Genomic DNA, 15521 nt, shown 5'->3' on the forward strand with positions numbered 1-15521 from the left:
ACGGGGAGAGGGAGTCACCATGTTCTTCGCAGTGAGCATGCATCCGGCCGGGAGCACGGAGCGCGTCGATCGAGCAGCTCAGCTTCATGCGCGTCACCTCTCCGAGACCGCACGATTCGGCGAACTGGCGCGACGCGAGTTCGCCGGGGGCTCTTTGCACTGGGACGGGGGCTCCTCGCACGCCGACATCACCGACGCCCCCGACGGCAGCGGGTTCCTCCTGCGCGGCGGCTACACGGCGGGCGACGACGGATGGAACGACGGTCGGCACGCCACGGAAGATCCTCGCACCTGGGGAGAGTTCACGGCCGTTCGCGTCCGTCCGACGGCAGACGGCTCGACCGTCGACGTCTGGGCCGATCGCGCGGGCTCATGGCCCCTGTACTACGGGTCGGCGGGACGCCACGCGGTCATCTCCAACGATCCGCATTTCATCGCCGTCGCCCTCGGCATCACGACGCTCAGCGCCCAGGGATCCTATGAGCTCCTGGCCTATCACCACGCGATCGGACGGGAGACCACGCTCAGCGGCGTCCACGCGCTCGTGGCCGGCGAAGCCCTGCAGGCATCCACCGGTGATTCCGGGACGTCCGGTCCCCACCTTCATCGCCGGTCCAACCTGACATACTCACGGCCGACCGTGAGCACCGACGCGACCTACGAGGCCCTGCGCGACGCGGTCGCGCAGATCGGACCGCTGCATGATCCGGACCGCACGCTCACGCTCCAGATCTCCGGCGGATTGGACAGCCGACTCACCCTCGGCGTCCTGGCCGAGGCTGGGCCGGGCCGACCGGAGGCGGTGACGCTCGACCTGTCCACGCCGGAGGAGCTCGAGGTCGCGCACCACGTCGCCACGACGCTCGGATTCCCCCATCGGACGGCCCGACTCGACGAGATGTCTCTGCAGGCGGCGCGGTCGGGGTGGTCGCTCACCGGCGGTCAGGTCTCGGTGCACGCAGCGGCAGGCAACATCCTCGCCTACGAGGTGTCGGCCAAGGCGGCGAACGGCGACGTCACGCTGGTGGGCGCCTGGCCCGGCGACTGCCTCATCGGCTCCTACGTTCCCGTGATGCCGTTGATGGTCTCCCGCTTCTCCCGCGGCTGGGCGCTTCGCGACTGGTCGAGCAAACGCGCCCCGATCTGGCGTGCCCGCGGCGTCGCCGTCACGGGACCCCGCGCGAAGGGCATCGCCAGGGCCGCAGACCGCTCGCTGCGGCGAAGCGTGCTGCGGTCGCCGGGTCGTTCGGCCGCTCAGTCGATCAGCGCATGGGCGATGTTCGAACGTCAGCCGCGCTTCAGCTACGTGAGCCCGGCGATCCTCTCCCACGACGTGCTGGCGGTGACCCCGGTGCTGGCGGGTCCCTATCTGGACGCGCTCCTCACTCTGAGTCCAACCGACATCATCGCCAAGAACTACTACCGCCGGATGATCCACTCGCGCCTCGTCGCGCTGCGCGACGTGCCCAACGCGAACACCGGAGCGCCGGTCAGTCCCGAGCCCGTCCTGCCTCCGCGCCTCCCCCGCAGCCGTCCCGAGCTGTTCGGGCTCCTGCCGGCGTCGATCCAGGAGTTCGTGCGTCGGCTGAGGCCGGCGAACCACTACATCGGCCGGCCCGCACCCACCGCCGAGACAGAGTTCTGGAACTCGCTGTTCGCGGCCCAGGGCGTCGAAGCACGTGTCGACCTGGACGGCGTCACCGTCGATGCCCGCGAGTCCGGCGATCTGCACGTCGGCAGCGTCGCCCTGGCCCTCTCCTGGTCGAGGAAGTACCTCGAAGAGGCCTACGCCGAGCTGGGCGCGGTACCTACTCGGAGCGAGTGATCGCGCGAACGGCCGCCGCCCAGTTCTCCACCTGCGCCTCTGCGGAGAGCGCCTCCGCATGCGTCTGCGCGGCGGCCTTGAAACCGTCCACGGTGCCGGGGGTGAGCCCGTTCAGCGCGGCGAGGATGCTCGCCTCGTCGAAGTCCGTCGTCACGATGCCGAGACCGCGCTCCGTCACGATGCCCGCCATCTCGATCGAGGGCCCGACGATGATGCCGAGCCTCGCCTGCACGAAGTCGAAGAACTTGTTCGGAAGTGCGAGCGCATTGTTCTCGCTGGTCGGCGGCAGCACGTGGATGCCAACGTCGTAGCCGTGCAGCGCGTCGATCAGCTCGGCCTGCGACACCGGCTCGTGCACGGTGATCCGCGGACCGAGCTGCTCGGCGAGAGCGACAAGGTGCTGCCGATCGGTGGGCGGGTTGTACGTCAGGTACAGGTCGAGGCTGACATCGGCCGATGACGCGGCGACCGCCCGCATGATCTCGGCGAGGCCGCGCTCCCGGAAGGGATTGCCGCTGTGCACCAGCCGTATGGTGCTTCCCGTCGGCGTCGGCGTGGAGTCCCGGAACGGGCTAGCGTTCGTCACCACCCCGGCGTCGAGGCCGTACTCGCCGTAGCGCTTCGCGATCTCGCGGCCGACCGTCGTGGACGACCGGACGCGGGAGGCGAACCGCGTGATGAGCCAGGTCCAGTACCGGCGCTGTCGCTGACCCAGCTTCGTGTCGTCGACGGGGAGCCCCGGGAAGAACTCATGGAGGTCGGCGTGGACGCGTTCCGCACCCGCGACCGAGATCGCCGCGCCGAGAGTCTCCGCGTCGTTCGCGATGACGGCATCGAACCGGCGCCCGCGCAGGAGCCGCCTCGTCTGCTGCACGAGCGGCACGTGATCGTACGTCCAGCCGAACCATTCCCGCTCGCGGGCGATGTCGTCGATGAGGTTGCCCCAGCGTCCTCTCGGGCGGACGTCTTCGGGATCGAGGGCGATGTGCTCGACGCGCGGATCCGGGGAGGAACCGGGCGAACACGTCGTGACGTCGTACTCGTCGGCGAGCCGGCGCACCTGCTTGATGACCCGCGGATCGATGTCGATCGCGTCGTACGAGAGGATGAGGACGGTCGGCCGCGCCGACGACCTCACCACGCGGCCACGATCCGGAAGGTTGCGGGGCGGTCATCCATGGTTGAGATCCGGACACTCATGCGCCTCAGTCTAGGATGCCTCGGCGGAGGCTCCCGGAAGGACACATGTGCGTCTCGGTAGACTGAGGGGATGACCTCTGCCCGTTCCACGATCGCTCCGCGCTCGTGAACCGCAATCGTCTGCCTCGCTGGATCAACTCCGTCGTCGACCGGATCGCGGACGCGCCGATGAGCCCGATCGGCCGGATCGCCGCCCGCCGGCTGGGTGCCGCGGCACCTGCCGGCTCCGTTCCCGCGACGGCATTCGAGGACAGACCGATCCGGGTGCTCATCGCCCCGGTGAACTACTCGGGTCAGGGCCGCGCGTGGGCTCGGGCGCTGGAAGCCGCCGACGCCTCGATCTCGGCGCGCAACATGGCCGTCGACGTGCCCGGCGGGTTCTCCTTCGATGCCGACCTGATCGTTCCGGTGGGCACCTATCACAACGGAACGGAATGGCAGGATCGCCAGTTCGCCGCTGCGAGTCGCGCCACGCATGTGCTGATCGAGGCGGAGGAGCCGCCGTTCGGCCGGATGCTCTCGCGCTCCGTCGTGGCCCAGGCTGCGGCGCTGGTGGAGCGCGGCGTCGATGTCGCCTACCTCGCGCATGGGACGGATGTCCGACTCCCCTCGCGACACATGTCCGACAACCCGTGGTCGCACTACGGCGACCCCGAGCTGTACGCACCGAGGGCGGAGGTCCTCGCAGCACGCAACATCCGCCTGCTCGAGGAGAGCGGTCGACCCCTCTTCGTCTCCACTCCCGACCTGCTGGACTACCTGCCGTCCGCGAGTTGGTGTCCGGTCGTCGTCGATCCGACCCGTTGGGCGACCGAACGCCGCCGCCGCTCCGCCGGTCCGCTGCAGGTCGCTCACGTGCCCTCTGTCTCGACGGTGAAGGGCACGCAGCTCATCCTTCCTGCGCTGGAGAAGCTGGAGCGGGAGGGGATCATCGACCTCCGGCTCGTCCAGGGCGTTCCCAGCGCGGAGATGCCGGCGGTGTTCGCCGCGGCGGACGTGGTGGTGGATCAGGTGCGGATCGGCTCGTACGGCGTCGCGGCCTGCGAAGCCCTGGCGGCAGGGTGCATCGTGGTCGGCCACGTCGCCGAGCGCGTGCGCGCCGAGGTCGAGCGCCGCACGGGCCGGGCGCTTCCCGTGGTCGAGAGCGACCCGACCGGCATCGAGGCGGCTCTCCGTGCCCTCGCCGCTCTGCCGGACCGATCCGAGCTCATCGACGCCGGCGTCGACTTCGTGCGGCATGTCCACGACGGACGCCTGTCCGCCGAGGTGCTGCGGGACGACTGGATCACGCCTCGGGAGAGAACCGACAAGGAAGGCGGCGCACATGCACCCCGCGATTGAACGGCTCTGGAAACTGATCCCGAAGCCCCTGCAGGACTTCATCGCCGCCGGTGTCGACCGGGCGAAGGGCGTCGTCCCTCCCCCGCCTCCTCACCCCGACATGACGCGGCGCCATCGCGTGCTCATCGGCCCGGTCAACTACGCCGGCCAGGGCTACCGGTGGTCTCGGGCGATGGAGGAGGGCGGAGACGTCTCTGCCCGGAACTTCGTCCACGCCGAGAACAACGTGCTGCAGTACCGCGCCGACTACGTCGTGCCGTGGCGGACGTCGGAACACTCGCGCGCTTGGCAGCGCGCCATGGCCGACACGATCGCCGCGGAGTACACCCATGTGCTCGTCGAGGCCTGCGTGCCGGTGCTGGGGGGTATGTTCTCCGGCGATCTGCGGCGTCAGGTGGCCCTGATGCAGTCCGGCGGCGCGCGGATCGGGATCATCGGCCACGGCACGGATGTACGCCTGCCGTCGACGCATCTGCAGTCGACGCCGTGGTCCCACTTCGTCGACAGCGACGAGTGGGTGGCCGCGGAGCGGGTCGAGGCCGTCGTCGCGGAGAACCTGCGCGTGATCGCCGACCTCGGACTGCCGACGTTCGTCTCCACGGCCGGACTCCTCATCGATCTCCCCGACGCCCATTTCCTCGGCGTCGTCATCGAGCCGGACAAGTGGACCAACGACGCGCCCGTGCTGGAGCGCGACCGGCTCAAGGTCATCCACGCGCCGACGAATCCGCATGTCAAGGGCACTCCCCTCATCGTGCCGGCGGCGCAGCGGCTCCATGACGAGGGCCTCATCGAGTTCGTCCAGCTCGATCGCACCCCGAACGAGGAGATGCCGGCCGTGCTCGCATCCGCCGACATCGTCCTGGATCAGTTCCGCGTCGGCGACTACGGCGTGGCGGCGTGCGAGACGATGGCCGCCGGTCGCCTGGTGCTGGCTCACGTGACGGATCAGGTGCGCACGGAGGTGGAGAGCCACGCCTCGATGCCGCTCCCCGTCGTGGAGGCGACCCCCGACGACATCGAGGCGGTGCTCCGTGACATCGTCGCGCGTCGCGACCACTACCGTGCGATCGCCGCATCCGGCCCCGCCTTCGTCCGCCGGCTCCACGACGGCGCCTTCTCGCGCGACGTGCTCGCGAAGCACTTCCTGAACGTCTGATCTCCATGCTCGTCACCATCGTCTCGCGCATCTACCGACCGGAGCCCTCCGCCGCGTCGCTGTTCCTCGGCGCCGTCGCGGACGAGCTGACGAGCCGCGGCAACGAGGTCGTGGTCCTGACGGCCCGCCTGCCGAAGCGGATGAAGGCTCCGCGCTACGCGGAGACCGTCCGCACGTTCCCCGTCGTCCGGGATCGTCAGGGCTACGTGCGGGGGTACATCCCCTACCTGAGCTTCGACATCCCGCTGGCGTTCCGGATGCTCTTCATGCGTCGCCCGGATGTCGTGTTCATGGAGCCGCCGCCCACCACGGGCGTCGTCGTGCGCGTCGTGTGCGCGCTGCGTCGGATACCGTACGTCTACGACGCCGCGGATGTCTGGTCGGATGCCGCCGATCAGGCGACGAACTCGGCCCTCATCATCCGCGTGCTCCGCGCCATGGAAGGCTTCGGCATGCGCGGCGCCGAGCGCCTCGTCACCATCTCGCAGGGGGTCGTGACGCGCGCACGTGCACTCGGCGTCCGCCGGAAGATCGCGGTGACGGGGTTCGGCGCCGACACGGGCGCATTCGCCCCCGATCCGGCCGTGCCGGTGCGGCCGCTCTTCGTCTACGCCGGCAGCTACTCGCCCTGGCACGGAGCCGAGGCACTGGTCGACGCATTCGGGATCTTCTCGCAGACCCGCCCGGGCTACACCCTGCGTTTCATCGGCAACGGCAGCGAACGCGAGGTCATCGAGGAGCGGGCGCGCGCAGCCGGAGTCGCCGACGCCATCGAATTCGTCCCGGCGATGCCCGCCGAAGAGCTTCTCCCTCACCTCAACGAAGCCGTCGCGAGCCTGGCGACGCTGCGGCCGAACACCGGTTACGACTATGCCTTCACGACCAAGGCATACTCCTCCCTCGCTGCGGGATGCCCGGTGCTCTTCGCCGGTCCCGGACCGACGGCGCCGTTCCTCCGCGAGGCGAATCGTCACGTGCGCGCCGGGATCGCCTGCGAGTACGACGTGACGCAGATCGCGATCGCGATGGAGCAGCTCGCCTCCGATCCGCCGAGCGCCGAGGAGAGGGTGGCGCTCGGACGATGGACGGCCGAGCAGCACTCGCTCACGGCGGTCGCACGTCGTGTGGTCGACAACATCGAGTCCGCCGCGGGGCGCTCGGAGGAGGGCTGACATGGCCGGACTGCATGACCTCGCCGGATGGCTCGTCCGCCGTCGGTCGTCGCTGCCGGCCTGGATGACCCGCATCATCGATGCCCCGGCACGCAATCCCGACGGCCTGATCGGCCGCCTCGCCTACCGGGTGCTCGGAGGGGGCGGTGCTCCGAACACGACGGTGCCCGATGCGGCCACCCGGGTCTACATCGCCCCGACCAACTACTCCGGCCAGGGATTCCTCTGGGCTCGGGCTCTCGAACGCGCCCAGAGCGACGTCGGCGCCCGCAACATGGCCGTCGACATTCCCGGCGGATTCGCGTTCCGCGCGGACACGACGGTGCCGATCGCCGTCAACAGCGCCTCCGCCGAGTGGCAGCGCGCCGAGTGGGAAGCGGTGCAGCGCTTCACCCACGTCCTCATCGAAGCCGAGCGCCCGATCTTCGGCGGACTGTTCGGGCGCAGCGTGCTCTCCGAAGTCGAAGCACTCGAGGCTGCCGGACTGTCGGTCGCCTTCCTCAGCCACGGCACCGACATCCGCAGCCCTCGAGCGCACGCCGCTCTGACGCCCTGGTCGCCGTATCCCGAGGATCCGCGCACGGACACGCTCCAGGCCGATGCCGACGCGAACGCCGTGCTGCTGGAGACACTCCGGCGACCGACGTTCGTGTCGACGCCCGACCTGCTCCTCGACGTCCCGTGGGCACGGTGGTGCCCCGTCGTGGTGGACGGCGCGCGGTTCGCCGCCGACCGCCCGGTGCTCGCCGAGCAGACCGCCCGTGTCATCCACGTCTCCAGCTCACCCGTCCAGAAGGGCAGTCATCACATCGAGCCCGCACTGCGCCCGCTGATCGATGCGCAGACCATCGGATACGAGCTCGTGTCGGGTGTGAGCTCCGACAGCATGCCCGGTGTCATCGGCAGTGCCGACATCGTGCTGGATCAGTTCCGGATCGGCTCCTACGGCGTCGCGGCGTGCGAGGCCATGGCGGCCGGCCGGATCGTCGTAGGCCATGTCCTCCCGCAGGTGCGGGAACACATCCTCGCAGAGACCGGACTCGCCCTGCCGATCGTCGAAGCGACGCCCGACACTCTGCACGCCGTGGTCAGCGGACTGCTCACCGACCGTGACCGCGCGCGAGAGATCGCCGCGCTCGGCCCCGCCTACGTCGAGGCGGTGCATTCCGGCGCGCACAGCGCCGCGGTGCTCCTCGACGGCTGGATCGACCGCTCAGGCGACGCCGACGGCAACTGACTTCTTCGCATCCCGCGTGTCCTTCCAACGACGCATGCGCCGTTCGAGCGGGCGCTCGACGAAGGAGTGCAGAGCCCAGGCAGCCACGATGCAGACGGCCAGCAGGACGACGTACCAGATGAGGTTCGTCCACGAGGGCTGCTGCAGGCCGAATAACCGCAGAGCCGTGTAGATGACGGTCGCGTGGATGAGGTAGAACGCGAACGACCATTCGCCCAGCTTCACCTGGATGCGAGTGTCGAAGAAGACGCGGCGTCCGCGCAGCGAGGCGGAGGCCAGCGCCACGATGGCGATCGCGCATCCCACCGTGAACAGCTCGTTGGCGAAGGTCCCCACGTACCCGATCAGCGGTACGACACCGTTCAGACGGCTGCTGAGGAGGATGGCCAGGATGACCGCGGCCATCGCTCCGACGCCGACGAACGGGTGGATGCGCGGACGCCATCCGTTGCGCATCGCCCAGGCCAGCGCCATGCCCAGTACGAACTCGGGGAGGCGCTGCACCGGCAGCGGAACGAGCGGCAGCCAGGACTCCGGCGCCAGCGCGACGCCCAAGCGGTACACGAAGGCGTAGACCACGACACCTGCCGCAAGGAGGAGCGCTCCGCGCTTCGCCATGGGCACGAGCACGCGCGAGATCCACGGGTGCAGGGCGTAGAAGAACGCCTCGCACGTCAGCGTCCACGCGGCCGGATTGCCCGAGAAGAGGATCAGCGGATTCGACCACCAGGCCTGGAGCAGCACGACCGACAGAGCCAGGATGGCCAGGTCGAACGGTTTGAGGAAGCTGCCCTCGGGAATCGCCGCGAACGTGTAGAAGACCGGGATAGCGAGGATGAGCGCCACCATGTGCGATGGCCAGATCCGCGCGAACCGCCGCCAGTAGAACGTCGAGGTCGACACGGCGGGCCGCGCCGACCACGTGAGGACGAAGCCGGAGAGCACGAAGAAGAACGTCACACCGAAGTACCCGTATGAGAACACCTGAGCCAGCACTCCCGGCACCGGGGCGAACACGAGCATGTGATAGAAGAAGACGAGGAACGCCGCCCACCACCGGAGTCCGGTCAGTGCGTCGAGTCGCTGAGTCGGCTCGGCGAGGACGTTTCGTGAGGGCAGCGACATCTGTCTCGGTTCTGGTGTCGGGGGTGGTCGATAACCCAGGATACCCGCCGGCTCGGCGGCCCCCGGTCGCGCCGTAGAATTCCAGTGATGAGCACCCCGCAGATCGACGTCGTGATCCCTGTCCACTCCGCCACGCGTCCCGTGGATCGCGCGGTGAAGTCCGTCCTCGACGGCACCACGACGGCAGTGCGGGTGAGCGTCGTCGCGCACAACATCGATCCGTCGGTGATCGAGGCGAACCTCGGCTCGCTGCTGGCCGATGACCGCGTGCGGTTGCTCCCCTTCGAGGACGGCATCCGCTCCCCCGCCGGCCCGATGAACCACGGCCTCGACCAGGCGACCGCACCGCTCGTGGCCGTCATGGGATCGGACGACGAACTCGCTCCCGGCGCGATCGACTCCTGGGTGCGCCTCCAGTCCGAGACGGGTGCATCGACCGTGCTCGCCCGCATCCGGATCGTCGGACGCGGCAGCGATCCGTATCCTCCCGTGCGCAACGGGAGACGGCAACGGTCGCTCGACGCGCGGAAGGATCGCCTGGCCTACCGGTCCGCGCCGCTCGGCGTGGTCGATCGGGAGCGGTTCGCCGAGCTTCGCTTCACCGAGGGCCTGCCGTCCGGGGAGGATCTCGCCTACACCGCGACCCTGTGGTTCACCGGCGCGCACATCGCCTACGACATGGGCGGACCCGCCTACCTCGTGCACGACGACGCCGATGACCGCGTCACGTTCTCGAGCAGGGCGGTGGCCGATGACTTCGCATTCCTCGATGCCATCGAGGAGACGCCCTGGTACCCGACCCTGGGTCGGGCCGACCGTCAGGCGCTGGCGATCAAGGTCCTCCGCGTGCACGTGTTCGACGCCGTGCTCGCCCGCGTGAACGCTCCGGAGGGCCTGGAACCGCACCGGCGCGACCTCATCGCCGTGGTCGACCGCCTCGAGCGGATGGCGCCGGGCGTGCTGCGACTGCTCGCGCGGGTCGATCGTCAGGTGCTCGACGAGCTCCAGCACGCCGCGCCGGACCCCGCACGCATCCTCCATCTGCTCGATGCACGGTGGAACTACCGGACGGTCGGCGCGCTCACGCCGAGGAATCCGTTCTTCGCCCTGCACCGGCAGGCGCCGTTCCGCACGCTGTTCGCGGGACTGCGTTCGATGAACGCCGGCTGAGACCCGGGGTCCCCCGCCGACCTCGCCCTCAGTCGAGGTCGCGGGCGAGTCCGGCCAGAACGACCTGCTCGGCGAAGTCCGGAAGCATCGACGCGACCTCGAGGAAGGTACCGGATGCCGCGATGACACCCTCATCGACGTAGCAGATCCGGTCGTAGTCCTTGATCGTCGACAGACGGTGAGCCACGGAGATCAGCGTCACCTCGCCCTGCAGGGCGCGGATCGACTTCGTCACCTCGTCCTCGGTCTTGGTGTCGAGCGAACTCGTCGCCTCGTCGAGCACGAGCACGAGCGGATCCGTGTACAACGCGCGCGCGATGCCGAGACGCTGCTGCTGCCCGCCGGACAGCGAGACGCCGCGCTCACCGATGCGCTCGTGGATGCCGCCGGCACGAGATCGGATGAGCGGACCGAGCTGCGCGCGCTCGAGCGCGTTCAGAACACGCTCCTCGTCGACCTCCTCGGTCCAGGTCAGGGCCACGTTCTGCGCGATGCTGCCGTCGAAGAGCGCGACACGCTGCGGCACATAGCCGACGCGTCCTCGCCACTGCTTGAGGACCGAGTTGAGCGGCGCGCCGTCGATCGAGATCTGACCCTGCGACGCCTGGCTCAGGCCGAGGAGCAGGTCGATGAGCGTCGACTTGCCGGCTCCGGACGGTCCGACGATGCCGAGCGAGCTTCCGAGCGGGATGTCCAGCGACATGCCGCGGATGACGTCCTCGTTCGCGCTCGGGTAGCGGAAGCGCACATCGTCGAGGCGCAGCTCGCGCGGACTCTCCGCGAGCACAGCCGTGTCCTCGGGCGTCGAGGACGACTCCATGTCCTTCTCGGCCGACATGAGGTCGCCGATCACGTCGAGCGCCGCCGGGGTGCTCGCCACGGCCTGCACGATACCGCCCTGGATACCGGTGATCGCGGGGATGAGGCGGAAGCCGGTCGCGGCGAAGAGTGCGACCGATGACAGAGCTGCGGTGATACCGCCCTGCCAGAAGGCGAATCCGCCGATCAGGATGACACCGCCGATCAGAGCCGCCTCGAAAGCGAAGCCCGGGATGATGCCGAGGAACCCGCCGTTGGCACGTGCACGCACCGAACGACTGCGGTTCGTCGCGACCAGGTCGGAGACCTCGGACAGACGGTTGCGCAGACTCAGCTCCTTCAGAGCCTCCATCATCTCCGTCATCAGGATGGCGACGCGGTAGCTGTAGGTGAGATTGACCTGCGCTGCCTCGAGCGACCGCTTGGTGACGACCTGATGCACGATGAGGGCGACGAGGCCCAGGTACCCGAACGCGATGATCGCGGTCAGCGGGTCGGCCACGAGGAGCACCGCGATGATCAGCACGAACGTGAAGATCATGCTCGGAACGCGCATCAGGGGCAGCAGGAACCCGGCCATGGTGTTCGCGATACCGGCATCGGCGATACGGGTGATCTCGGCCACGGAGCGCTTCGAGCGCTCCTCCCAGCTCGAGTTGATGTACGCCTTGAACATCCGATCGCCGATCTCGAGCTCGTACCTGGCGAAGCGACGGGTGGCGAACCAGTGCAGCGTGACGGAGAGCACCGACTTGATGATGATGAGCACGCAGGCGCCGAGCGCGAGCAGCGGGAGCGTCTCGGTCGGCACATCGCCGATGATCGGCAGCGACAGGGTGCCACCCGACAACGCGGGCCCGATGATGAGTGCCAGCAGCGACATGGCGATGACGTCGAGCCCGGTGATCGCGGTGGTCGCGACCATGTACCCGGCGAAGTATCGACGCGCACCCTCGGGCAGCAACGGCAGGAGGTCCCTCAGGACCGGCCAGATTCTCTTCATACGCTCCGCTGCTCAGAAAGTGGTCGACACGCCGGTGGTGGCCGAGGTGACCGCGCCCTCGACGACGGCGAGGGTGTGGAGACCCTGCTCCATCGTCACGAGATCGCTCGGCTTGCCCAGCACCGCGTCCCGGAACGCCTCGTGCTCGACCTTGAGCGGCTCGCGTTTGGCGTACGAATACCGGGTGATGTCCCCTTCCGACACACCGCGGAACGAGGAGATCGTGTCCCATTCGAGAGGGATGGTGCCGTTCGCGTAGAACGTCAGGTCGCCCGTGGAGGTGTCGGCGATGAATGTACCGCGTTCTCCGGTGACGACCGTGACGCGCTCCTTCATCGGCGAGAGCCAGTTGACGAGGTGGTTGACGATCACACCGTTCGCCAGGCGACCGGTCACGGTGATCATGTCTTCGAACTCGCGGCCGCTGCGGTGGGCGGTCTGCGCGAACACGGTCTTGTACTCGCTCTGCGCGACCCAGCTCGTCAGGTCGATGTCGTGGGACGCGAGGTCCTTGGCGACACCCACGTCGGCGATGCGGGCGGGGAAGGTGCTCTGACGACGCGTGGCGATCTGGAACACATCGCCGAGCTCGCCCGCCTCGAGGCGGCGGCGCATCTCCTGCAGAGCAGGGTTGAAGCGCTCGACGTGGCCCACTGCCCCGACGAGTCCGCGGGAGGCGAAGGCGTCGGTCATCCGGCGACCGGCCTCGACGTTGTGCGCGATCGGCTTCTCGACCAGCGTGTGCACTCCGGCGTCGGCGAGCTTGAGCGCCGCGTCCTCGTGGAAACGCGTCGGCACCGCGACGACGGCGATGTCGATGCCGGCGGCGATGAGCGCGTCGATGTCGGGGAGTACCTCGAGGCCGCCCGCGACGCCGTGGGGGTCTCCCCCGGGGTCGGCGATCGCGACGAGGTCGACGCCGTCGACGTCGCGCAGCACGCGGGCGTGGTGACGTCCCATCATCCCGACGCCGAGCAGGCCGGCCCGCAGGTTGCCCATCAGGCGCCTGCTCCGGCGACGGCGTTGACGGCCGCGACGATGCGCTCGAGGTCGTCCTGGCTGAGCGACGGGTGCACGGGCAGCGAGGCGACCTCGCGCGCGGCGCGTTCGGTCTCGGGCAGGTCGAGCCCCGGAGCGAAGCGCGTCAGCGAGGGCAGGCGGTGGTTCGGGATCGGGTAGTAGACGCCGGCCCCGACGTTGTGCTCGCTCTTCAGCGCCGCGACGAAGCCGTCGCGGTCCTCGGGCACGCGGATCGTGTACTGGTGGTACACGTGCACGGCGCCGTCGGCGACGGGCGGCACGACGACGCCCTGGAGGTTCGCATCGAGGAACGCCGCGTTCGCCTGCCGGGTCTTGGTCCAGGCGTCGACCTTGGTGAGCTGCACGCGCCCGATGGCCGCGTGGATGTCGGTCATGCGGGCGTTGAACCCGATGACCTCGTTCTCGTACTGGCGCTCCATGCCCTGGTTGCGCAGCAGCTTGACCTGGCGGGCGATCTCGTCAGTCGCCGTCGTGACCATGCCGCCCTCGCCGCTGGTCATGTTCTTCGTCGGGTACAGGCTGAACATCGCGAACTCGCCGAACGAGCCGACGGGACGGCCGTCGAGCGACGCGCCGTGCGCCTGAGCCGCGTCTTCATAGAGGGCGACGCCGCGCTCGGCGGCGAGCTTCTCGAGCTCGCGCATCCGTGCAGGGTGGCCGTAGAGGTGCACGGGCAGGATGCCCTTGGTCCGGGGGGTGATCGCCGCGGCGACCGCCTCGGGGTCGAGAGTGAACGTGTCGGGCTCGATGTCGACGAACACGGGGGTGCCGCCGGTGAGCGCGACCGAGTTGCCGGTCGCCGCGAAGGTGAAGGAGGGCACGATGACCTCGTCGCCCGCGCCGACGCCGGCCGCGAGCAGACCGAGGTGGAGTCCCGCCGTGCCGGAGTTCACGGCGACGGAGGGGCGACCGGGCACGAAGTGGGCGGAGAACTCGCTCTCGAATGCCGCGACCTCCGGGCCCTGGGCGATCATGCCGCTGCGCATCACGCGGTCGACGGCCGCGCGCTCTTCGTCTCCGATGATCGGCTTTGCGGGGGGGATGAAGTCGCTCACACGGTCTCCTTGATCAGTGTTCCGTCAGTCTCGATGTAACGCGCCCCCGTGGAGGGGCACACCCAGGTCTTCTCGTCTTCGCCCGCGACGAGGGGCACGCCCGACTCGCCGACCCAGCCGATGCGGCGGGCGGGAACGCCGGCGACAAGCGCATATGCCGGCACGTCCTTGACGACCACGGCGCCCGCGGCGACCGTGGCCCAGGCGCCGATCGTGACGGGAGCGACACAGGTCGCCCGCGCACCGATGGCGGCACCGCGCTCGATCGTCACGCCGACGGGTTCCCAGTCGTGCGCGCTCTTGATCGTGCCGTCCGCATTGATCGCGCGGGGGTAGGTGTCGTTGGTCAGCACGACCGCCGGGCCGATGAACACGCCGTCGCCGAGCTTCGCGGGCTCGTACACGAGGGCGTAGTTCTGGACCTTGCAGTTGTCGCCCATGACGACACCGGTGCCGATGTACGCGCCGCGGCCCACGATGCAGTTCTCACCGAGCTGCGCGTCTTCGCGCACCTGCGCCAGATGCCAGATGGAGCTGCCTGCTCCGATCTTCGCCTCAGGGGACACATCGGCCGAATCGACGATCCGGACATCGGTCGGTGAGGGCATACGGGTTCTCCTCGTGGGTGAAGAAGGGGACTCGGTCATCCTATCTGTTCGCCCCGTCGTTTCCTGAGAGGATAGGAGGGTGATCAACCCAGCCAGCCCCGATCCGCACACCTGGGTCGTCGTCCCGCTGTTCAACGAGGCGACCGTGATCTCGGGGGTGATCGCGACCCTGCTCCCCCATTTCCCGAACGTCGTCTGCATCGACGACGGCTCCACCGACGGCTCGCTGGAAGAGGCCAGGGCGGCCGGTGCGCACGTCGTCGAGCATCCGATCAATCTCGGTCAGGGCGCCGCCCTGCAGACCGGCATCGACTACGCGCTCGCCCAGCCGGGCTGCGAGTACATCGTGACCTTCGACGCCGACGGCCAGCACCGCGTCGACGACGCGATCGCCATGGTCGCCGCGGCACGGGAGTCGGGCGCGGCGATCGTCTTCGGGTCGCGCTTCCTCGACGACCGCACCAATCCCGGGTGGATGAAGCGCGTCATCCTGAAGACCGCGGTCTGGGTGACGAACCTCACCACGAGCGTCAAGCTCACCGACGCGCACAACGGCCTGCGCGTCATCCGCGCCGATGCCGCCCGGCAGATCCAGTTGAAGCAGGATCGGATGGCGCACGCCACCGAGATCGTGCTGCAGCTGGGCCACACCGGACTCCCCTGGATCGAGCATCCGGTCGAGCTCCTGTACACCGACTACTCGAAGTCGAAGGGTCAGTCGGTGCTCAACTCCGTCAACATCCTCGTCGACCTGATCGTGAGGTAA

The 15521-nt window shown here is 69.0% G+C and carries 13 protein-coding genes; 7 read left to right on the top strand and 6 right to left on the bottom strand.

The annotated features are described in order from the left end of the window. The first annotated feature begins 19 nt into the window (after window positions 1-19). Window positions 20-1825 carry an asparagine synthase-related protein gene (locus tag DW306_RS08330; RefSeq protein WP_136055149.1) on the top strand — a complete coding sequence of 602 codons (1806 nt, stop codon included), beginning with the start codon at window positions 20-22 and terminating at the stop codon, window positions 1823-1825. On the opposite strand, the gene DW306_RS08335 is transcribed toward DW306_RS08330, so the two are convergent. After that, entirely contained in the window at window positions 1809-2966 is a 1158-nt protein-coding gene (locus DW306_RS08335) for a glycosyltransferase family 4 protein (RefSeq protein ID WP_136055150.1), read from the bottom strand. The two genes, DW306_RS08330 and DW306_RS08335, sit on opposite strands and share 17 nt — an antisense overlap. A 164-nt stretch (window positions 2967-3130) precedes the next feature. Between DW306_RS08335 and DW306_RS08340 the strand changes: the two genes are divergently transcribed. From DW306_RS08340 to DW306_RS08355, 4 genes are read left to right on the top strand one after another with little or no spacing between them, the layout of a single operon-like run. Further along, window positions 3131-4366 carry a hypothetical protein gene (locus tag DW306_RS08340; protein ID WP_136055151.1) on the top strand — a complete coding sequence of 412 codons (1236 nt, stop codon included), beginning with the start codon at window positions 3131-3133 and terminating at the stop codon, window positions 4364-4366. Beyond that, on the top strand, window positions 4350-5525 hold the full coding sequence (locus DW306_RS08345) for a glycosyltransferase (protein WP_136055152.1): 1176 nt from the start codon (window positions 4350-4352) through the stop codon (window positions 5523-5525). Before DW306_RS08340 ends, DW306_RS08345 begins: the two co-directional genes overlap by 17 nt. 5 nt (window positions 5526-5530) lie before the next feature. Continuing rightward, the gene (locus DW306_RS08350) at window positions 5531-6697 is read left to right on the top strand and encodes a glycosyltransferase family 4 protein (protein WP_136055153.1); all 1167 of its coding nucleotides are present in this window, start codon (window positions 5531-5533) and stop codon (window positions 6695-6697) included. A 1-nt stretch (window position 6698) separates the two neighbouring features. Beyond that, window positions 6699-7934 carry a glycosyltransferase family 4 protein gene (locus DW306_RS08355; protein ID WP_136055154.1) on the top strand — a complete coding sequence of 412 codons (1236 nt, stop codon included), beginning with the start codon at window positions 6699-6701 and terminating at the stop codon, window positions 7932-7934. On the opposite strand, the gene DW306_RS08360 is transcribed toward DW306_RS08355, so the two are convergent. Continuing rightward, the gene (locus DW306_RS08360; RefSeq protein ID WP_136055155.1) at window positions 7911-9059 is read right to left on the bottom strand and encodes an acyltransferase; all 1149 of its coding nucleotides are present in this window, start codon (window positions 9057-9059) and stop codon (window positions 7911-7913) included. The two genes, DW306_RS08355 and DW306_RS08360, sit on opposite strands and share 24 nt — an antisense overlap. 87 nt (window positions 9060-9146) lie before the next feature. Here DW306_RS08360 and DW306_RS08365 point away from each other — a divergent pair, with 87 nt between their 5' ends. Continuing rightward, entirely contained in the window at window positions 9147-10229 is a 1083-nt protein-coding gene (locus tag DW306_RS08365; RefSeq protein WP_136055156.1) for a glycosyltransferase, read from the top strand. 28 nt (window positions 10230-10257) lie between these two features. Here DW306_RS08365 and DW306_RS08370 read toward each other — a convergent pair whose 3' ends face one another. Genes DW306_RS08370 through DW306_RS08385 form a run of 4 tightly spaced genes read right to left on the bottom strand, consistent with a single transcriptional unit; the run spans window position 10258 to window position 14755 of the window. After that, window positions 10258-12051 (bottom strand): ATP-binding cassette domain-containing protein, encoded by a 1794-nt coding sequence (locus DW306_RS08370; protein ID WP_136055157.1) that lies wholly within the window; start codon window positions 12049-12051, stop codon window positions 10258-10260. A 12-nt stretch (window positions 12052-12063) separates the two neighbouring features. Beyond that, the gene (locus DW306_RS08375) at window positions 12064-13050 is read right to left on the bottom strand and encodes a Gfo/Idh/MocA family oxidoreductase (RefSeq protein WP_136055158.1); all 987 of its coding nucleotides are present in this window, start codon (window positions 13048-13050) and stop codon (window positions 12064-12066) included. Further along, window positions 13050-14147, bottom strand: a complete 1098-nt coding sequence (locus tag DW306_RS08380; RefSeq protein ID WP_136055159.1) for a DegT/DnrJ/EryC1/StrS family aminotransferase — start codon at window positions 14145-14147, stop codon at window positions 13050-13052. The genes DW306_RS08375 and DW306_RS08380 overlap by 1 nt, the downstream gene beginning before the upstream one ends. Further along, complete coding sequence (locus DW306_RS08385) at window positions 14144-14755, bottom strand: acyltransferase (RefSeq protein ID WP_136055160.1); 612 nt, start codon at window positions 14753-14755, stop codon at window positions 14144-14146. The genes DW306_RS08380 and DW306_RS08385 overlap by 4 nt, the downstream gene beginning before the upstream one ends. 79 nt (window positions 14756-14834) lie before the next feature. Here DW306_RS08385 and DW306_RS08390 point away from each other — a divergent pair, with 79 nt between their 5' ends. After that, window positions 14835-15521 carry a glycosyltransferase family 2 protein gene (locus DW306_RS08390; protein WP_136055161.1) on the top strand — a complete coding sequence of 229 codons (687 nt, stop codon included), beginning with the start codon at window positions 14835-14837 and terminating at the stop codon, window positions 15519-15521.

Origin of the sequence: Microbacterium sp. K24 (genome assembly GCF_004794465.1) — a bacterium.
Classification (GTDB): Bacteria; Actinomycetota; Actinomycetes; order Actinomycetales; family Microbacteriaceae; genus Microbacterium.